This is a genomic window from bacterium SCSIO 12643, assembly GCA_024398135.1.
Taxonomy (GTDB): domain Bacteria; phylum Bacteroidota; class Bacteroidia; order Flavobacteriales_G; family Salibacteraceae; genus CAJXZP01.
This window is the reverse complement of the sequence record CP073750.1, coordinates 2,625,816-2,646,642: the sequence shown is the minus strand read 5'-3', so window position 1 is coordinate 2,646,642 and position 20,827 is coordinate 2,625,816. Positions and strand designations below refer to the sequence as shown.

At 35.1% G+C, this 20,827-nt stretch carries 23 protein-coding genes; 19 read left to right on the top strand and 4 right to left on the bottom strand.

The window, feature by feature from the left end; genetic code table 11:
- Positions 1–213 precede the first annotated feature (213 nt).
- On the bottom strand, positions 214–1,275 hold the full coding sequence (locus KFE94_11305; protein ID UTW65256.1) for a nucleotidyltransferase domain-containing protein: 1,062 nt from the start codon (positions 1,273–1,275) through the stop codon (positions 214–216).
- Positions 1,272–2,018, bottom strand: coding sequence for a nucleotidyltransferase domain-containing protein (locus tag KFE94_11300; protein ID UTW65255.1), 747 nt, complete (start codon positions 2,016–2,018; stop codon positions 1,272–1,274). The genes KFE94_11305 and KFE94_11300 overlap by 4 nt, the downstream gene beginning before the upstream one ends.
- Positions 2,019–2,105: 87 nt before the next feature.
- On the opposite strand from KFE94_11300, the gene KFE94_11295 reads away from it, so the two are divergent.
- The 16 genes from KFE94_11295 to KFE94_11220 all read left to right on the top strand — a co-directional run bounded on the left by KFE94_11295 (position 2,106) and on the right by KFE94_11220 (position 15,104).
- Complete coding sequence (locus tag KFE94_11295; GenBank protein UTW65254.1) at positions 2,106–3,116, top strand: WYL domain-containing protein; 1,011 nt, start codon at positions 2,106–2,108, stop codon at positions 3,114–3,116.
- Positions 3,117–3,136: 20 nt separating this feature from the next.
- Positions 3,137–3,508, top strand: a complete 372-nt coding sequence (locus KFE94_11290) for a hypothetical protein (GenBank protein UTW65253.1) — start codon at positions 3,137–3,139, stop codon at positions 3,506–3,508.
- Between the two features lie 69 nt (positions 3,509–3,577).
- The gene (locus tag KFE94_11285) at positions 3,578–4,075 is read left to right on the top strand and encodes a ClbS/DfsB family four-helix bundle protein (GenBank protein ID UTW65252.1); all 498 of its coding nucleotides are present in this window, start codon (positions 3,578–3,580) and stop codon (positions 4,073–4,075) included.
- A gap of 77 nt (positions 4,076–4,152) precedes the next feature.
- A complete protein-coding gene (locus KFE94_11280) occupies positions 4,153–5,355 on the top strand; it encodes an aspartyl protease family protein (protein UTW65251.1) in 1,203 nt (400 codons plus the stop codon).
- A gap of 35 nt (positions 5,356–5,390) precedes the next feature.
- Positions 5,391–5,894, top strand: coding sequence for a hypothetical protein (locus KFE94_11275; protein ID UTW65250.1), 504 nt, complete (start codon positions 5,391–5,393; stop codon positions 5,892–5,894).
- Between the two features lie 72 nt (positions 5,895–5,966).
- Complete coding sequence (locus KFE94_11270; GenBank protein UTW65249.1) at positions 5,967–6,596, top strand: Crp/Fnr family transcriptional regulator; 630 nt, start codon at positions 5,967–5,969, stop codon at positions 6,594–6,596.
- Between the two features lie 86 nt (positions 6,597–6,682).
- Complete coding sequence (locus tag KFE94_11265) at positions 6,683–7,180, top strand: damage-inducible protein DinB (protein ID UTW65248.1); 498 nt, start codon at positions 6,683–6,685, stop codon at positions 7,178–7,180.
- 17 nt (positions 7,181–7,197) lie between these two features.
- Positions 7,198–7,941, top strand: coding sequence for an isochorismatase family protein (locus tag KFE94_11260; GenBank protein ID UTW65247.1), 744 nt, complete (start codon positions 7,198–7,200; stop codon positions 7,939–7,941).
- 507 nt (positions 7,942–8,448) lie between these two features.
- Entirely contained in the window at positions 8,449–8,817 is a 369-nt protein-coding gene (locus KFE94_11255; protein ID UTW65246.1) for a hypothetical protein, read from the top strand.
- 2 nt (positions 8,818–8,819) lie between these two features.
- The gene (locus tag KFE94_11250) at positions 8,820–9,380 is read left to right on the top strand and encodes a hypothetical protein (protein UTW65245.1); all 561 of its coding nucleotides are present in this window, start codon (positions 8,820–8,822) and stop codon (positions 9,378–9,380) included.
- 144 nt (positions 9,381–9,524) lie between these two features.
- A complete protein-coding gene (locus tag KFE94_11245; GenBank protein ID UTW68262.1) occupies positions 9,525–10,250 on the top strand; it encodes an RNA ligase family protein in 726 nt (241 codons plus the stop codon).
- Entirely contained in the window at positions 10,247–11,380 is a 1,134-nt protein-coding gene (locus KFE94_11240) for an AAA family ATPase (GenBank protein ID UTW65244.1), read from the top strand. The genes KFE94_11245 and KFE94_11240 overlap by 4 nt, the downstream gene beginning before the upstream one ends.
- A gap of 135 nt (positions 11,381–11,515) precedes the next feature.
- Entirely contained in the window at positions 11,516–12,316 is an 801-nt protein-coding gene (locus KFE94_11235; protein ID UTW65243.1) for a tetratricopeptide repeat protein, read from the top strand.
- 124 nt (positions 12,317–12,440) lie between these two features.
- Complete coding sequence (locus KFE94_11230; protein UTW65242.1) at positions 12,441–13,238, top strand: tetratricopeptide repeat protein; 798 nt, start codon at positions 12,441–12,443, stop codon at positions 13,236–13,238.
- 40 nt (positions 13,239–13,278) lie between these two features.
- On the top strand, positions 13,279–14,598 hold the full coding sequence (locus tag KFE94_11225) for a DEAD/DEAH box helicase (GenBank protein UTW65241.1): 1,320 nt from the start codon (positions 13,279–13,281) through the stop codon (positions 14,596–14,598).
- 50 nt (positions 14,599–14,648) lie between these two features.
- Positions 14,649–15,104: a hypothetical protein gene (locus KFE94_11220; GenBank protein ID UTW65240.1), complete on the top strand. Its 456-nt coding sequence runs from the start codon at positions 14,649–14,651 to the stop codon at positions 15,102–15,104.
- 2 nt (positions 15,105–15,106) lie between these two features.
- Here KFE94_11220 and KFE94_11215 read toward each other — a convergent pair whose 3' ends face one another.
- Together KFE94_11215 and KFE94_11210 are read right to left on the bottom strand one after the other, a co-directional pair.
- Positions 15,107–15,340 (bottom strand): DUF1456 family protein, encoded by a 234-nt coding sequence (locus KFE94_11215; protein ID UTW65239.1) that lies wholly within the window; start codon positions 15,338–15,340, stop codon positions 15,107–15,109.
- Between the two features lie 29 nt (positions 15,341–15,369).
- Positions 15,370–16,269, bottom strand: coding sequence for an RluA family pseudouridine synthase (locus KFE94_11210; GenBank protein UTW65238.1), 900 nt, complete (start codon positions 16,267–16,269; stop codon positions 15,370–15,372).
- A gap of 75 nt (positions 16,270–16,344) precedes the next feature.
- Here KFE94_11210 and KFE94_11205 point away from each other — a divergent pair, with 75 nt between their 5' ends.
- The 3 genes from KFE94_11205 (at position 16,345) to KFE94_11195 (ending at position 20,749) form a co-directional block, all read left to right on the top strand.
- Positions 16,345–18,987 carry a sensor histidine kinase gene (locus KFE94_11205; GenBank protein UTW65237.1) on the top strand — a complete coding sequence of 881 codons (2,643 nt, stop codon included), beginning with the start codon at positions 16,345–16,347 and terminating at the stop codon, positions 18,985–18,987.
- Between the two features lie 41 nt (positions 18,988–19,028).
- Complete coding sequence (locus KFE94_11200; GenBank protein UTW68261.1) at positions 19,029–19,673, top strand: response regulator transcription factor; 645 nt, start codon at positions 19,029–19,031, stop codon at positions 19,671–19,673.
- An 83-nt stretch (positions 19,674–19,756) separates the two neighbouring features.
- On the top strand, positions 19,757–20,749 hold the full coding sequence (locus tag KFE94_11195; protein UTW65236.1) for a hypothetical protein: 993 nt from the start codon (positions 19,757–19,759) through the stop codon (positions 20,747–20,749).
- The last annotated feature ends 78 nt before the right edge of the window (positions 20,750–20,827 follow it).

Below are 20,827 nucleotides of genomic sequence, written 5' to 3'. Positions count from 1 at the left end.
ATCAAAAAAAAAGCGCCCAAATGATTGGACGCTTTTGAAATATCAAGAATTCTTTTATTTAAATTCAATATCTAATACACATAACATCCCTTATTCCGTTCGTATTGCGGATAAAAACTAAATAGCATTAGTCCCGATTGTTCATGTATATTTTGTCGTTTTTTCACTATTTCTTCAAATAATAGGTGCAAACTTAATGATAGAATTTAATAATTAATTAGAAAATGAATAAAACTCTTTTCTCATTCTGATAAGTAACTTGTTGATCGCAATAATGTCCGGCTGCTCTTGTAAATCTGATTTCTGATAAATACTTTTTAGCTCAGCTTTTAAACTTTCAGCCTTTAATAACAATTCATCATAATCATATTTTCCCTCTTTAATGCTCAACAAATGCTCCCTATCGGCTCGTGCTACGACAACTTTTTTTTTAGTTGCTATCTCCTTAGCCATATAAAGTAATCGTATTGTATGCATCATGTTTTTTGAATCAAAATTCTTTCCATGGGCAATCGTAGTTAAATATCTATTCTCATTTCGTTTATCTACCCAATCCCAATATTCCCTATACTTTTTACAATAAGTTGAATACCCATCTCGATTAAAAAATAAAATTGTCAAAGGAGTTTGATCCTTTGGAATACTACTTAGAGCAACTTCATTCGAATTATCACTTTTGATAATACCATTGTATTTAACACGTTGGTCATGGTAAAGGTTAAAACAATCTTTCATGTGGGGTATTTTACTTAGTCCACAACCCTCTTGTTTTAGTCTCCTTATCTCTAAATACCGCCTCAGCCCAATAGAGCTCCCATCTTCATAAACCGAACAAAAATCCAAAACTGATTTCTGTATTTTTTCAACTGGATTAACGATCTTCTTATTTAACCCCCTGGCTTTTTTAATTTGTGAATAAGCATAATTCCCAAATGACATTTCACACTTTCTACTCAGAAACATAGATGATTTTATAGAGTCAAATATGGGATGTTTATACAACACACAATGATCCGGAACATTTAACAATTCCAAAATATTGGGATTGTTATTTGTACACAATTCAATAAATCTCCTCAATTCGTAATAGACAATGTCATTTGATTCGTTACTGATTTGACCAATATAATCGAGGGAATAAAATATGTCCTGAGGTAATATAAATACACCTCTAATATCCGTATCAGATGTAGCAGTATCAAGCCCATATGCTCTGCTTCCACTTATACATTCAAATATTATATAGTTTGAATCTTTTAATTCTTCCAATTTCATAATAACTCATTTAAAAAAAATCTATCAAATTCTTTATAATTAGCTTTTCGAGTTTCTACAACATCCTTTAAATTATTATTCTCAGTTACTATTTGGTGTATCACTTCAACTAGTCTTAAATCAATTTCACACTTATCTTTTTCCTTAATGGTAGCTTTCTTATCCATTAAAGTATCGAACAATTGCATACTTTCCTGATCAATTAACGCATACAGCTCTTTAAATCTTACTGGGGGAATTGAGCCAAATTTGAGAATCCAATTTGCGCAAAGCGCTGTTCTAGCAGTATAAAAGAAAGATTTTATATCCATATCATTTTCTTTTAGCCCTTGATAAAATCCTTTATTCATACTCTGATAATGGTAAAATCCTGAAACTGGATTGAAATTTTCTATGGCTAATTTTTTCATATTTCTTAAAACATCTCCTCTTTCTATATATACTATTGGAGAAAACAACCACCCCAAAAACGATGCATTTGACTTTGAAAGTAACAATGTTGCTTTTTTAAAATCCCACCCTGAACCGTCTAAATTATCCTCGGTCATAAATTCGATTGTATCCTTAGAATCCCATAAACTTAAATACGCTTCACAACCACGTCTATAGACAAACCTCACATCATAATCAGAATCCGGAGATTCAAATCCCCAAGCTCTACTTCCTGATTCCACGGCAAATAGTAATTCAACATTATTTACCTCTTCCACACGTTTTAACTCTTTCAATATTTGATTTTCCATAGCTAAATATTTAATTGTATTGCAAACCTCAACCATATCTACGCAATTATTTTACGTAGTTAATTTTCCTTATTAAATTTGTTGCATATGGCTCAAAATAAAAACGCTTTAATCCGTTACAAAACAATCGATAAATGCCTCCAAAATCGATATAAAAAATGGACACTTGACGACCTAATCCATGCTTGTTCAGAAGCTTTATACGACTATGAAGGAAGAGATATTAATGTGAGTAAAAGAAGTGTACAACTGGACATTCAATTGATGCGAAGTGATAAACTAGGATACAATGCACCAATCATTGTCTACGATAAAAAATATTACAAATATGAAGATGACTCCTACTCAATAACCGATATCCCTTTAACTGAAAATGATATGAATGTTTTGTCGGAAACTGTGGAGATGCTTAAACAGTTTAAAGACTTCTCATTGTTCTCTGAATTAAATGGTATCATTCATAAACTAGAAGATAAAATCTATACTGAAAAAAATAATCAAGCATCAATTATACATCTTGATAAAAATGAAAACCTTAAGGGACTTGAATATTTAGACATTCTATATCAGGCTATTTTAAAAGAAGTCTGTTTAACATTAACCTATCGTTCTTTTAAAGCTAAAAAAGCCTCAGAAATAGTATTTCATCCTTTTATATTAAAACAGTTCAATAACAGATGGTTTATTATCGGTAAAAGCAAACGAAAAGGGCCAATTATGAACTTAGCTTTAGATAGAATTATTCAAATTGATTACAATCTGGATGTAGATTATTTAAAAGAACATTTTGATGGGGATGAATACTTTAAGAACACCTATGGGGTTACGGTTCTAAATGATGAGCAACTACAAGAAGTAGATTTAAAACTAGATGCTAGAAATGCTCCTTATGTGATTACTAAACCTTTTCACTCATCACAAAAAACTTTACAAATCAACGATGATGGGAGTGCTATCATTCGTGTTAAAGTCCATCTAAACTTTGAATTTGAACGGCTCATACTTGGTTTTGGAAATACAATACAGGTATTAAAACCTGGAACATTTAGAAGACGCATTCAAAACAAACTTAAAGATGCTTTAGAACTATATACCTAACCAAAACAAACTTATTTACATTGCCCCAATTAGAAATACATACTATCTATGATAACATCATCATCGGTACCGTTACTGGTTCTCGACCTATTTCAGTTAGTGATTATATTTTTCTTCCCACGATCTCTGGTGAAAAACGATTTCGAATTAGAGATGTCCATGTAAACGATCAAAGCGTAACTCTTGAGTTTTCAGAAGCTATTCACGTTGAACTCGATGAATTAACCTCTATGAATGTTAAAATCCTAACACCAGTTAGAGGTATTGATCTTCATTTGGCTACTAGCTATGGCATAGGCGGAAAATGGTGGATGACTCTCTTAATGAATTTATTGCTTATCGGCCTAATGGCATTGATCTTCTACATTTTCCATCTGATCAAAATCAGTTAAAAACCTCAACAAATCACATCTCATACTTAGGTCATTATCGCTACCTTTAACCCATTAAATTATATTGCTATGCCTAGACCTAAAAACAAAACCGAACTGATTGATTTAAGTAATGCCAATTATCAAAAACTACTTCATTTCATTGACCAGTTTTCAGCAGAAGAACAAAAAGCAGATTTTCCAGAAGGTACTATGAATCGTAATATTCGTGATGTTCTGGCACATCTACATCATTGGCATTTAATGATGTCTGATTGGTATCAGGTAGGTATGTTAGATAAAAAACCTGCTATGCCAGCTGAAGGTTATACATGGAAGACGGTTCCTGCATTAAATAAAAAAATTTGGGAAATGTATAATTCTACAGAGCTTAATGAGGTCAAATCACTCTTACAAGAATCATTTGAAATCATCCAAAAGATTATTAAGAAACACTCGGATGAAGAACTTTTTGAAAAGAAAAGATATAAATGGACTGGAAGTACATCATTGGGTTCTTATTTAGTATCTGCTACGTCCAGTCATTACGATTGGGCTTTTAAACTCATCAAAAAGGCTAAGAAATAGCTTTAGAAAGACTAAATACCTTACTTAGCCAATAACTTTCAAAGTAGAGAGTTAATATGCCATATTATTTGATATTAATGAGACTATACATAACAATTGCATATACCCTTAGCTTACTCTCATTCTCCTCATGTGGCGTTTTATCTGCATTTAAAATCCAAAAAGCCAAACAAAATGAACACATGGGAAAATCTCAATATTATCAAGAGCTCCCATTCAAAATCGTCAATGGGCTGATCGTCATTCCCGTAAATATCTCCGGTACTGAAAAGAACTTTATTTTTGATACTGGTGCACATACCATACTGGATCAAAACCTTTTGTCCCAAATTTCTTATCAAAAGTTGGGCAAGACCAAAACATTTGACTCCAATGGTCAAAGGAGGTTTTTACAGACCATCCAAATCGACCAATTACATATTGGACAAATTCCATTTTATGACGTTGTCGCCACTACTACAGACCTTCAACTCCTCAGTAAATTAAGTTGTATAGATATCTCAGGTATTATTGGTATCAACATAATGAACAAAGGGATTTGGCAAATAGATTATTCAAAAAGTGCCATCATATTTACAGATCAACCCAATCTATTACCATCTTCATCAGAGGCGGATACCATTCCTTTTCAATCCGATATCCAGGGATATCCTACTTTATCTATTCATATGGATAGTTCGTTTATCGATCAGGGATTACTTGACACGGGGTTTAACGGCTCCATCGTTCTCTCTCAACAACACCAACCGGATCATATTCCATTTGTGACCCAATTCAATTACGCTTATGCGCTTCATGGACAAACAGCAGCTGAACAAAAAATAATCTCCTACCCTATTCAGCTTAACGGTATTACTATAGATTCCAATATCATAAACTTCAGTGATCAAAACACCAAAGTGCTCATTGGCAATCGATTTCTTAGAGATTATCGCACAACATTAAATTGGGAAAACCATTTTATAGTTCTTGACAAAATTAAAGATGACTCCGTATCACTTTCAAATTATGGATTTTACCCAACCTCAAAACAGGATAAAATTGTCATCGGTTCTATTTATGATTCCTCAGAGTTATTCAAAAAAGGCGTACGACTTGGAGATCAAATCTTAAAATTTAATGGAATTAACCTTCAACAAAATGGCGCGACCAAACTTTGTGATGTACTAGAAGAACTTAAAAACAAACATGTAAAAATCAGTCTGACCGTACTACATGCAAATCAGGTCTTAGAATTTGAACTATCAAAACTCGATCATTTGCAGGCTCTAAAACCTTAATCCAATAATTTCCATCAATTTGCGTTTTGAGGTGGATGAAATACTTCTATACTATAATCATCATTTTATTTAGCTCCTCAGGATTTGGTCAGGATTCAACCTACACAAGATTATCTCCATATTGGGAAACACATTTAGCTATGGTCGCTGGATATCAGTTTCAGCACAATCACTTTGCTGAATTAGGTTTAGGAATTAAGAAAAACCTGGTGGGTACCATTCATCCCAGTACATTCATATATGGAGTTTCAAACGAATTTAAATTACATCAGGATTTTATTTGGGGGCTCAAAGTTTTTGCCTGGATTGGCGGTGGAAATGGCGGATTAAATCTCGGAGGCAACATCATTCATTATACCGATTTTGATCAAACAGCCTGGGTATTCAGACCTGAAATTGGTATTGGTGTCGATTTCTTTAGGCTAGTATATGGTTATAATTTCAATTTCACCAATAGTAACATGGTTGGAATTAATGATCATAACTTCGGCATTAACTTTTTAATCAATACCAAAAAGATCAAACAAACCCCTTATTAACTTTTTATACTGAATTATCTCATAAAATAACTACCCAACATTCAATACATTTGACATCATAAAACCTGTCCAATGATTGCTGATTCTGATATATTTAAGAGCTTAAATTTTATCACCGAAAAAGAACTTCGAGAAGAAATTCTTGATCAGGGTGAGATCCTATCTTTTAAAAAAGGAGACGTTATTGTCCGAGAAGGACAATATGTAAAAGTACTGCCCATTGTAATTTCCGGGCAAATTCGAGTTTTCCAGGCCAAAGAAGATCGGGAAATTCTGCTCTATTATGTAGAACCCAGTCAAACTTGTATGATGTCTCTTTCCGCCAGCTTTTTTAATCATGAAAGCCCTTCCATTGCCATTGCCGTAGAACCTACCGAAATTTTAGCGATCCCCACTCCGTTTATCACCAAATGGCAAAAGGATTATACCTCCTGGAATCAGTTCGTGATTCGAACTTTCAGAAATCGTTATGATGAATTATTAGACACTTTTGAAAGTGTGGCATTTGATCATATTGATACACGTGTCTTAGAATATTTACATCTTCGAAAAGAGAAACAAAACTCATCCAAAATTCAAATTTCACACCAACAACTAGCCAATGAACTTGGAACTACTCGTGTGGTTATTTCCAGAATTCTTAAGCAGTTCGAACTCAACAATCAATTGGTTCTACATCGTGGGGAAATAGAACTTCTATAATTTTTTCACTCGTGTATCTTTTGATACCGTTGCTTCTTTCTTAACCCTCCGACTTTTGGGGCATTCATTTATTAAAATAAAACACTATGAATGCACTAGATTATTTATCAGAATTGGAACAAGAATTTGTTTCAACAGGTCATTTACTAGAAATCTTACCAGAAGATCATCTGACCTACAAACCACACGAAAAAGCAATGTCTTTAGGACAATTGGCACTGCATGTAGCCAGTCTGCCCGGTAGAAATTTACAATTTGCTCATGATGGACAGGTAGAAACTACAGTTATCGTTCAGCATCCGATCCCAGAAAACAAACAAGAGATTCTATTGGCATTTGAAAAAAGTCAAAATGTATCACGGTCCATCCTGGAAACCGAAAAACAAGAATGGCTCACTAAAGAATGGAATTTACTCCGTTCTCAAACTCCAATAGCAACCATGCCTCGCTCGAGTTTTATCAGAACTTTTGTTCTAAATCACCTCTACCACCATCGCGGTGAATTGGCCACATACCTACGCACTTTAGATGTTGCCTTACCGTCTATTTATGGACCTACCGCAGACATAAATCCATTTGCATAAACATTAAATCATTCGTCATGAACAAGAAAAATATAACTTTAGTCAGCGCGCTATTCATTTCACTTTTTTCATTCGCGCAATTACCTGATCCCGGATTTGAAATCGATAAGAACACCGCCATCGTTATTACCGATCCACAAAACGATTTTCTTAGCGAAGATGGTGTTGCCTGGGGTTTAGTTGGACCAAGTGTTCAAAAAAATAATACCATTGAAAATATTGAAATTCTATTTCAACTAGGGGAAAAATACAATATTCCGGTATTTATTTCACCACATTTTATCTATAAACACGATCATAAATGGGACTCTAAAGGCGCAATGATAGCATTTGCGCATAACGCTAATCTATTTACCAAAGGTGATCCCATCAACGATCAGGGATTTAAAAATTCAGGTGCGGACTTTTTACAACGTTATAAGAAATACATCGAGAGTGATAATGTAATCATCACTTCCCCGCACAAAGTATTTGGTCCTGAATCCAATGATCTGGTTCTACAACTCCGAAAAAGAAAAATCAATAAAGTTATTTTAGGTGGAATGTTATCTAATCTATGTACCGAAGCGCATTTACGTGAACTTATGGAACAGGGATTTGAGGTAGGTATTGTCAAAGACGCTACAGCAGCCGCAATTCTTCCTGATATGGATGGATACGAAACTGCACTGGTGAATTACGCGCTCATTGCAAGTCATGTTTTCACAACTGCTGAAATCCAAAAAGCATTTCTATTATATAAACCAGAACACATCAAATAATTGGTGGATTTTAATGCAAAAGGGAAGTTTGACAAACTTCCCTTTTTTATGATTATGCGAAAAATTATCACCTATTATAGTCTGATACTCTTGCTTTGTAGTTGTGTTGGTTTTACTGGACATTATCTCCAATTCGGGATTCTAAGAATTACTCCGTGGATTCCAGCTTTTATCGGGATCTTACTCCTGTCGATTCAATATATGAAAAACAAATACAGAACATTTAAAACATACCTTTCGCTTTTGATCTTATTTGCATTTGGAATTCTAGTCCTTAAAATGAACTGGACATTTTTGTTTCAAGACTGGCAGCCATTGCGAAAAAAAATCATTTTTACTGTTATGTCTGTTTCCTCAACTATTGCACTTATTTCCATTTTAAAAACACAATTTAAAACGCACAGGGACTAAACCCAGAACGCCATATTTTAACCTAATTTAATCTTATTTAAATGAAGAGCGTTTCATATTTCTTTACCTTAGTTGATCAGTAAAAACAACTGATCCATGGGTATTATTCTGAATTTAATAGTGATTGTAGTTTTCATCAACTGGTTTCAAAACAATCTAAAAAAAAGCGATCCTTTTCCGTTGATCGGCATGGTTTTGTTGTATCTCGTTTCCACCGTTGCTTCATTCGCCCTGGGAATGATGATCCAAAATGGATATTTAGATGGCATCTACCTGGTCATTTTCGCTGGAATTTCAATCATTTTATACTGGCTTTGGGTTACAATTGCATTAATTCGTTTTCACAGAAAACAGAATAACAACACCGAAATTCTGATTGATCTCATACAGGTTTTACCTTTAATCATCATCCCTATTTTATTGTGGATTTGGCTCTCTACCGCAAGCCTAAAAATTGGAGGCTAATCATGAACCTGGATCGGAAGTCTCATAATAAATGGATCATTTTCTCCAGCTTGGGATGGCTTTTTGGTGTACTCTTAACTTTGATCTTCTCAGTCTCATTTGATGCATTCGGAATTGAAGGTTTGCAGTTCTTCATGGCCATAGGAATGGGACTTGGTATGGGTTATATGCAATGGCGCTTTTTAGATGCTCATATTAAAATTTCCAAACAGTGGATTTTCTATCTCACCATAGGACTTACCATTCCTTTTTTGATTTTAGACCTCATCAAACAATTTATTTACTTTCAACCCAACGCCTTACTCATTGCATTATGTATTTCTCTTGGCAGTATTATCTCAGGAATATTGCAAATCAGACTTATTAAACCTTATATCAAATCAAATATATCCTGGATACTCTTCTCATTTTTAGGGTGGACTCTGGCAGGACTTTCCATATTTAGTGTGGACTATACACATCATATTAGCGATCATAATCTCACCCTATTTTTTATAAATCTGCTTGCACTTCTAGCCGGTGGACCTATTGTTGGGCTAATAACCCGATTGGGATTTAGATAAATATTCAGCCCTATTCTTTTTAAAATCAGAAATAACCTTACTTTCGCCTCTCCCTTTAATACCTCAACCGTGAATGAATCCAGAAAATATAATCGTAGTCTTCATGCGCATATTAGTTTAGGAACAACATCTGATGATCGCTTTATGCCTGCCGGGTATGTGAAATCATTTGCACAAAAAGATGGACTAATTCTCACTGAGAAACTGGATGGTCAAAACAATTGTTTCAATAAACACGGTGTTTTTGCCAGATCACATACTGCTCCAACGGAACATCCTTGGGACAAACCATTAAGGGAAAGATGGAAATTGATTAAAAATGATCTGAACAATCTAGAAATCTTTGGAGAGAATATGTATGGTATTCACTCTATAGCTTACAACAAACTTGAATCATTTTTTTATGTATTTGCAGTGCGTGATAAAGATCTCTGGCTCAGCTGGGAAGAAGTCAAGTTTTACGCTGAAATGCTAGATTTCCCTGTTGTCCCAGAAATTCAAATCAAAAACGAGTTAAAAACTATTTTTAATGAACAAAAGAATGAAAATCAAATTCTCACTTCCTGGTTAACTTCAAACCTGAACATGTCCTGGGAAGAAAGCGTAAATACAGCAGGTCAACTTGGAGGTTATGACCCAGAAACCGGAGTAGCATGTTCCGAAGGCTTTGTAATCCGGAACAAAGATTCGTTCTATACAAACAATGGAGATCTAACGGTGGAACATAACGAATTCGACAACCTGTTTAAATTAGTTAGAGCATCGCATGTTCAAACCAATGTACATTGGACTAAAACCTGGAAGCCAACTAAACTTATAGATTACCATAAATACAAATGGTATGGCTATGAATTCTTAGAACAACTATGATTTGGAAATTTCCCAAATATGAAATTGACCAACCCATCAACTGGGATGAGTTGGAGATGTCTTTTGATTGGATTCGAGACATGAGAGGCGTTCCTCAAGATAAAGAATGGCATGCCGAAGGTGACGTTCTAACTCATACTAAGATGGTAGTTGAAGCATTAATTGCATTACCAGAATATGAACTTCTTCCTGAACAGGAAAAGCATATTCTTTTTGCAAGTGCATTGTTTCATGATATTGAAAAAAGATCTACTACCACCACTGAAGAAATTGATGGGAAAACAAGAATTGTATCCCCCAGACATGCTAAAAAAGGAGAATTAACGACAAGAGCGATACTTTATACTGAAATAAAAACTCCTTTTGAAATTCGTGAACAAATCGCAAGGTTAGTTCGATATCATGGTCTACCTCTTTGGGCTTTACAAAAAGAAGACCCTAATAAAGAAGTCATTTCGGTGAGTTTACAACTAAACACTCAACATTTATCTATGCTCGCAAAAGCCGATGTTTTGGGTCGAATCTGTTTGGATAAAGATGATATTTTACTTCGAATTGAGCTTTTCAATGAATTGTGTAAGGAGAATAAATGTTTTGGAACTCCCAGAGTTTTTGAGTCCGAATATGGTCGGTACTTATACTTAAACAAACCGGAAATTTCACCGGATTACGTTCCTTTCAATGATCTTAAGTTTGAAGTTATTGTAATGTGTGCTTTACCAGGAAGTGGTAAGGACACATATATCAAAAACAACTTTGATTTCCCAGTTTTATCGCTTGACGAAATCAGACGCTCTCATAAAATTGAACCAACTGATAAGAAGAAAAACGGACAAGTGATTCAAATGGGTAAAGAACAAGCTAAAATATACTTGAGAGCTAAAAAGTCTTTTGTTTTTAATGCAACAAATATCACCTCTGATATGCGGAGTAAATGGATTTCGCTCTTTGTCGATTATGGTGCTCGCGTAAAAATATTTTATATCGAAGTTCCTTTTAAACAACTATTATCACAAAATCACCATAGAAATTATAAGGTACCAGAAAAAGTTGTTGAAGCTATGATTTCGAAATTAGAAATACCATCTTTCAATGAAGCTCACGAAATACACTTTGAAATTAGCAACTGATTATAAATATAGCGGCATTAATTTTAAATATTTATTCTTAACCTAATATTGATTTTCAATCTTTTGATAATCAAATGATTTTGTTTTAAGTTTCTCCACAATTCATCATTTTCCGTGGTTAGATTTATATTTCTTTTGGGATTCATTTTATGTCAATACAGTGGTATTGCACAGAAAACGGCAAGCGAATGGAACAAAATCGGGATTCATAAATACAATCACGAAGACTATATAGGTGCGATAAAAGCATATACCAAAGCCATAGAATTAGAACAAAACCTTCCATTCCTGTACAATAATCGAGGGAACGCATATTTAAAACTTTTGAAGTTTAATCTCGCCATTTCTGATTTTGGCACCTCTATCCAACTAGATCCAACGGATGTGACCGGATATTTTAATCGTGGTGGGGCATATCTACACAACAACCAATTTAAAGAAGCCATCAAAGATTATACACAGGTACTTTCTATCGACCCTACAGATAAAGTGGCTCTCGTTCAACGAGGAAAAGTTAAAGTCAAAATGGAAGCTTATAAAAAAGCAATCAAAGACTTTGATCTCGCATTGGCGTTAGATAAATATTATGTTACCGCCATTTTATATCGGGGGATTGCCAAAAATCTAAGTAAGGATTTTGAAAATGCCGTTCGCGATTTAAATAAAGTCATTAAATATGATTCTTTAAACACAGAAGCTTATTATCAAAAAGGACTGGCTAAATTAGGCATGGGAAACTATGGTGGAGCTCGAAAGGAATTTACAAAAGTGATCCAAATCGATCCTCAAAATCAAAACGCATATTACAAAAGAGGTGTAGCTTATTATGACAGCGGAAGTGAGTCTAAAGCATGTAAAGATTGGGCGAAAGCTAAAGAATTGGGACATGAATTAGCCGCCCCAACAATTGAAAAATACTGTAACTCTTCTCGATGACCTCTTCAGGAATTCTCCCATTTTAATTTACTTCCCAAATGCTTTCAATTATTTTTCAATTCATCTGAAACGCTTCGATATTTTCTCGTAATAATTTAATTTTCAACCACACAACCTACTAATTATGAATACACGTACTATTTATTTGCTTTTATTAGTCGCACTCCACCTCTCCTCAACAGCGCAAAACCAAGAAATAGCCTATTCAGATCAATCCCCCAATTTTATCATTTCCAACTCTTCTGGAAATAATGAATCATCTCCAGAGATGACATCACCTAATATGATTTGTAATCGCGGGGTCAAAAAATTCACTACATCTAATTATCAAGGAGCTATCGAAGATTATGATCTGGCATTACGGTTAGACCCACAAAATACAGTAGCCCTATTCAACCGTGCCAATGCCAAAAGAGCTCTTCAAGATTTCAAAGGAGCCATTGCCGATTACAATCAAGTGATTGAACTGGAGCCAAGTGATAAGGTAGCCTTTTTACACCGCGGTTTAACCAAGTTGGAAATGGGGCAAAGTAAAAAAGCTATTAAAGACTTCAACCTCGCTTTGGAATTAGATCAGCAATACACCGATGCTATATTGTTTAGAGGGAAAGCCAAAGCACAAGCCTATAAATTTGAAGATGCCATTCGCGATTTTAAAACCGTAATTGATCAAGACCCTGAAAATATCACAGCATATCATCAAATGGCTTTAGCTAAGATGGGCATGGGAAATTACATTGGAGCTAAAAAAGATTTAAATGTTGTCATTGAACTCGATCCTCAAAATGCCGAAGCCTTTTATCAAAGAGGTGTAGCTTTCTTTGATGGCGGAAGTCGCAAAAAAGCATGTTTGGACTGGGAAGTTGCTAAAAAACTAGGACATCCTTTGGCTGGATTGGCTATTGAAAAATACGGACAATAGTTCAGATTCCCTTTCAAAATATGGAGCTACCTTTGCCTCCATGTCTTCAAATTTTAGGAATCAAGCTGAAATGCTACAAAAACTGGGAATTGAGCAACTCAATCCCATGCAACAGGAATCTTTTAAAACCATTTCAGAACAAAATGAAACGGTGATACTTTCACCTACCGGAACAGGTAAAACATTAGCATTTTTGTTGCCAATCATTCAAATGCTTGACCCGGAAATTGAGGAAGTTCAAGCGCTTGTTCTAGCTCCATCACGTGAATTGGCCATCCAAATCGAACAGGTAGCCAGAGAATTAGGCTCTGGTTTTAAGACCAATGCAGCCTACGGTGGGCGACTATTTAGTAAGGACAAAATCGAGTTAAAACATCGTCCGGCTTTATTGATTGGAACTCCGGGTAGAATTGCAGATCATTTACGAAGAGATACGTTTCCTACTGAACATATTCAATATTTGGTTCTGGATGAATTCGACAAAGCATTAGAAATCGGATTTGAAAATGAGATGCAAGAAATTATTTCGCTACTCCCACAGGTTCGTAAGAGAATTTTAACGTCTGCTACTCAAAAATTGCAAATCCCGAGCTTTGTAAATATTAAAGCTCCAATAACCATTAATTATCTGGACTCAGAAAATGGTCAACTTCAAATCAAAAAGATCATTTCTCCCGAAAAAGATAAACTTGAAACACTATTAGCGTCCATTCATTTTTTAGGAAATCAACCGGGAATTATATTCTGTAACTTCAAGGATAGCATTGATCGTGTTTCCTCTTTTCTTAAGCAGAATAAAATTCCACATGGATGTTTTTATGGAGGACTGGAACAACGTGATCGAGAACGAGCGTTGATTAAATTTAGAAATGGTACCCATCAAATTTTGATCGCTACGGATTTAGCAGCAAGGGGTCTGGACATTCCTGAGATCAAATATATCATCCATTATCATCTACCTATTAAAAGTCAGGAATTTACTCACAGAAATGGTCGTACAGCAAGAATGAATAGCGATGGAACTGCTTATGTTTTGGCATGGAAAGATGAACGTCTTCCCGACTTTATTGAGCAATTAGATTTAGATACGGTAGATATTTCCGAGAAGTCTAAAATGACTATAAAAAATCCATGGACCACTTTATTTATTTCCGGTGGAAGAAAAGATAAAATTTCAAAAGGAGATATTGCCGGAGCTTTCTTCAAAAAAGGTCAATTAAAGCCTGATGAATTGGGAGTAATCGAGTTAAAGAGCGATTGTGCATTTGTCTCCATCCATAAAAATAAAGTACCTCAGATTATGACAGCATTGAATCAAACGAGACTCAAGAAAAAGAAGGTGAAAATAACCGAAATCTAGGGTCTCTTTGTTTTACCTTTACACTCATTTAATCAAAAAACTATACTCTAATGGAAAATCAAGCAGACATTCTGGACGACAATATCAGTGAAAACCATGCTTTACAATTAAATTCCACAATGATGGGATTTCTTTCGGAAACCGCTAAATGGGCCAAATTCTTATCCATTCTAGGCTTTATTGGAATCGGCTTAATGGTTTTGGGAGCTTTTTCTATGAGCGTATTTCTCTCATCCACTGATAGTCAAATGCCTTTTGCAGGAAACTCAATGATCATAGTAGCAATTTATTTGGGGTTATCTATACTCTACTTCTTTCCCGTTTTATATCTCTACAAATTCTCCAACCACACAAAAACGGCAATCAATCAAAAAAACAGCTATGCTTTGCAAGATTCCTTAATGAACTTAAAATCCCATTACAAATTTATGGGGATATCCGCTATTGTTATAATTGTGATGTACGTTGGGATATTTGCTTTTGCGGCAACTGGCTCTCTTTTCTAAGTCTATTTCTTTTCTCTAGGACCTCTTTTATAAATAATGAGTCCGTTTAAAAAGTTTCTTAGTATTTGATCTTGTAGCGGCATGAACTTAGGATGATCCTCTGCTCTAAAAAAAGCACCTAATTCACTTTTACCAATATTATAATCTACCAGCTTTAAGATTTCAATAATATCATCATCTCTTAGTTTAAGGGCAACTCTCAATTTTTTTATAATATCATTATTTGTTAATCCCATACCGGCCTGTTTTCTCTTGCAAGGTTAAACTATTCTTCCGGGTTGTGATACTTATCCCATCTCCTTTTTTCTCGGGTCATCAATAAGTCAAATTTATTTGGTGCTTTTATCTTTATATTCAATGGTTGATCAGTCATCGGGTGCTGAAATTCCAATCCAACGGCACATAAAAACAAACCTTTTCCTTTATACACATTTCCGTCATCACCGTAAAGTTGGTCCCCCATAATTGGAAATCCTTGTTTTGAAAGATGCTTTCTAATTTGATGTGTGCGACCCGTTTGAGGATACACTTCTACCCAACTCAATAACTGATTTCTTAAGGAAGACACCTGACTCAATCGCTTAAAATAGGTTAGAGCTGCTTTCCCTTCCAATTTATCATCCATCTTACCAGATTCATCAATATCTCCCATCACAATCGCATGATACACCTTCTTGATCTGTTTATTTTCAAACAATTGTCCCAACTTCATGATGGCATTGGAAGTCTTGGCAAAAACTAACAATCCACTAGTAGGTGCGTCTAAACGATGTACAGGTTTGGGCCAATTTAAACGATCCGATTCTTTGGATACCTCGAGTTTACCGATAATAGCATTTTGCATCGTCTTAAACTGATTCCCACTTACAGGAATTCCTGCAGGTTTATTGACAATAGCTAAATACACATCTTCATAAATAATTTCAAAATCCAGATGATATGCCTTGAGTAATTTTAGTTCTTCTTCTAACAGTTCTATGACTTGTCCCGTATCCACCCAATCAGCTGAAGATTTGGGTTCTCCATCCACGCGAATCACACCTTTTTTAATTTTCTTTTTTGCAGCACTTCTGGATGGAATTTCTTCAAATTGTTCGACTACAAAATCGCTCAATCGAACTTCTTCAACCAGCTCTCCAACAATATGTCTTCGTATTACTTTCAAAAGCCTATTTGCAGCAAATGTAGAGATTATACAACCTTAAAGTGATTTATATTTAATAAATACATTTGTGTAATCATGAGAATAATTGCCTTTATATTCTTCATTTTCTTATCCATCGCCACTAAAAGTCAATCACTTTATTCGACTCAACATTTGGGTATGGATGATGGCTTACTTCAAAATACAGTATGGGCGATTGAACAGGATTATGCTCAACGGATCTGGCTTGGGTCACCGTCAGGGATACAATTATATAATGGTTATGACATTCAAACTTACCAGGCCATTTCTGAAACGGTAACCAAACTACATCATCGTGATTCCTCCATGTTTGTTCTCACTACCAATGGGCTTTATAAGATTGATGAACGTTCTCTTCAATATTCCAAATACAGTTTTAAAACCAATGATTATTATCAATCTCATTTTTTAGATTCCCAAATTGTCATTACCGACCGAATCAATCAAAACCCTATTCACCTGAGTTATGATTTAAAAGAAATCTTAGATGTACACACCTCTTACCCAGCCACTAATTCATTCACATTTCAACTCGGATCAGTAACCATTCGTGGGTCTGAAAATGGCACGTTTTATTTAAACCCGGATACAAATTATATTACTCAGAATTATTGCATCAAATACTTAAAATACAATACACATCGAGCTTTTATCGCTTCTCATGGAGGCCTTATGGAACTCCAGTTGCAAAAAGACCATTCAATCTCTGTTCAAAAGCACTTTACCCAATATCGTGTCGAAGATATCTACAAAGACCAAAATCAAAACTTATGGGTTGGAACCGCTGAAAACGGCATATTTATGATCCATCGGAACGCGTTACACACGGAATTCTTCAAAAAAGAAAATGCTTTACATCTTCCACTTTCATGCTGGGGATTTCTCACTCAAAAAAATAACCTTTATACCGTTACTGCTGAAGGCGTTCACGCTATTGACGTTCACACCAATTCTGATGATATTCTACACATAACCAAAGAAATCCACTGCTTCTCCGGAAATTCCAATGCTCATTTTATGCTTATCGGGACAAGTAAAAATGGAATCTACAAATTGGAGTCTGGAAAAATCCAACATGTTTATTTCAATGCACAACAAGCTCTGGATAACACCATAATAAAAATCATATCTAATGAAAACGGCTTTCTCGCCTGTTCTAAAAAATCCTTCATTCAATTAGATCATCAAGGACATTTTCTATCAACGCATCCCTATGAATTTGATCCTCCCCGAACATACAGTATGTATTTCACAAAAAGTGATTCGGGTTATTTGGTTTCCACCACATCAGGAATTTACGAATTGGATTTTGACTTAAACATTCAAAATGCCGTTAAAAAGGATCATGCTAAAGTTATTTCCATGACCGCTGCGTTTAAAGGAAGTACGTGGGCAACTTCAATGGATGCCGGGCTTTTACGTGTAGAATCCGATAGTTTACAAATTATCCCATTCCCAGACCGTCAACTTTTGACGCTTTCACCTCAACAAAACACTTTATGGATTAGTTCCGTAACCAGTATTTATCAATATACAGATCAGTTCATTCGTCCTTTCGATTACATCAATGGATTTCCTATTAAAGAATACAATCAAACTGCGTGCTTTCAAGATAAAAATCAAAATGTTTATTTCGCAGGAGTTGGCGGGGTTGTGAAATTTCACCCGGATAGTTTAAAATTCTTTCCTCAAAACCCAAACGTCATTCTAAAAAAAGACTCCAAAGTATTATCCCCAACACAAAAAGTAGAATTGGCATTTGATCAATCGGAATTGGTTCTGCAAGTCGAACCTATCATGCTCTCGGATCAAAACTACTTTGAGATTCTCGTTCAATTTAGGAATCAAAAAATCCCAATTCAACAACCCAACCCCATAACACTTTCCGCTCCATACGGAGACTCTGAAATTCAGGTTTTAGTTATTGACAAGGTACACCAAACCACCACTACAATTTCATATCCCGTATTTCGGGCATTCCCTTTCTGGCAGGAAACCTGGTTTATATTTACCTGTCTTATTATCACAGTTCTTTTGATTCTGGGAAGTTATAGTTTCATCAATTACTTAAAAACTAAAAAACTCCTTCGCGAAGAAAAAGAGAATCATAAATTGATGCAGGAACGGTTGAGAATTTCTAAAGAACTTCACGACAATATTGGTGCGCGAATCACACATATCATTTCGTCACTAGATATTGAAATGTATAAAACCGAAACTTCCTCCTCAATCGAAACGATTAATGCATTTGCTCGAGAAACCATGACCCAATTGCGCGAAACCATTTGGGCGGTGAGTGATCAAACCATCTTTTTCTCCGAATTTGTTCTACGTGTAGGTCAGTATATCCATCAAATTGACCCGATGACTGAAACGCATATTTCATTAGTTGAACATATTCAGGCAGACTTTGAATTGCATCCGGTTGAAACCATTAATCTTTATAGAATTATTCAAGAGGCTATTCACAATACTTTGAAATACGCACAAGCCTCCACGATTTCAGTAGATATCAATTCAAAGAGCTCCGAAACTAAAATTACCATCTCAGATGATGGTATTGGATTTGATGCATCCCGATTAAAAGGCGGTAATGGATTACATAACATGAAGTCGAGAGCTCAAGAAGTAAACGCTAAATTTACAATCCATTCATCCAATGAAGGCACCATCATTACCATCGTTCTAAATAGGTAAAATGCCCTATAGCATTTCATTACAAATCATCTCAAATTTGCATTATGATCAAAATAGCATTAGCCGAAGACAATAATTTTCTTGCCAATTCTATCATCAACAAACTGGGATTATTTGATGAGTTTAAGGTTAAATTCCATGCGCTGAATGGAGAAGAATTACTTCATTATTTAGAAAAAGATGCACAAATTGATGTCATCTTAATGGATATCCAAATGCCCGTAATGGATGGCATTCTCGCAACTTCTAAAATCTCAAAACTATATCCACACATCAAAACCATTATGCTTACGGTAATTGATACTGAACAGGCCATTTATGAAGCCATTCAGGCTGGAGCTATCGGGTATTTAGTAAAAGAAAGTTCGCCTCAAAAAATTCACGATAGCATTCACGATATTTTGAATGGAGGGGCACCTATGTCCTCTTCCATTGCTCGAAAAGCCATGCAAATCATACAAAATCCAGCAATTGTAACTTCAGAAAAGAAAGACTTTAATCTTTCACAACGTGAAAAACAGGTACTTCAACAGTTGTGCAAAGGCCTTAACTATAACCAGATCGCATCTAACCTCATTATTAGCCCGAATACTGCGAGAAGACACACCGAAAATATTTACAAAAAATTAGAGGTCAAAAATAAAGTTGAGGCTATGCACATCGCCTATCTCAATGGGTTGGTATAGGTCCAAAATGGTACAAACGCCCTATTGATGCTCCTTCATCTAAATTCAATATTTGTGGTATACAATACCATAAAACTAGAATCATGAAAAAATCACTACTCTTCATTACAATTTTGTCATGTGTCTTCACTTCATTCGGACAAGACAAAAAACAATTAAAAGAACTCAGCAAGAAATATAATGAGTATGATCAAGGGCCCTATAAAAAGGCTGAAAGTGTTGCCATTCTTGGAACGAATCTTCGATTTAAAGTTGCAAGTCACCAATCTGAAACCAATTCCTGGAAAGATGAACAAACCTACAAATTTGGTGCTTACGCGATTTTAGAAGGCATTGACGACCAGGTTTTTCAAGAAATCACAAATGCATATTACGATATGTTGGTGGTTAAATTTAAAGAGCTCCAAATTAACGTGGTTCCTTATAAAGCTATTGAAAACACAAAAGACTTTCCCAAATTGAAAGATAAGTCTACTAAAGAAAATTTCAAGGTAAAGAAATCCTGGGGGGTGACTAAAACATTTAATTACGATCAACACGATTATATTGTTTGGAACAACGCAGCTCCTTTTGGTCCTCAACAAAAAATTGCAAAAGAAATGAAAGCCATGTTATTCAATTCACAGGTAACCATAGATTTTTGTCATATAGGCATTGATATCACTCAATCCGGAACCAATTATTACGGGTCAAACAAACGTGTCATTTATACAGAAGGAAAAGCTTCAGTAGTTCCGGCTATTCATATTACCGGATACACATATAATTCTAAAGGAACAGATATGCTAGAGGATAACACTTTCAATTTTAGTCTGGCTTCATCAGGCAAGCAAAACAATCTGATTCTGAATTTGAACAGCAGTGATATTGAATCCTCAACGCAATATGCGATTAGCACAGACATGTGCGAAGGTTGTACGCCAGAATTTGCCCAAGGCAAAATAAAGTTAATGGAACATACCAACGGCACTGTGGTTATTAAAGCTGATCCTGAATTATTTAAAAAAGCAGTTCTGGATGTATTACAACAATACCTGGACGAAGTCTTTATGATTTACCGTTCGTATAGAATGTAGACGAGCCCCTAAACCGTTTGCATTTGTGCAAATCACAGGAGGTGTTTTATTACAGACATCTCCTGTTTTTATTTCAAA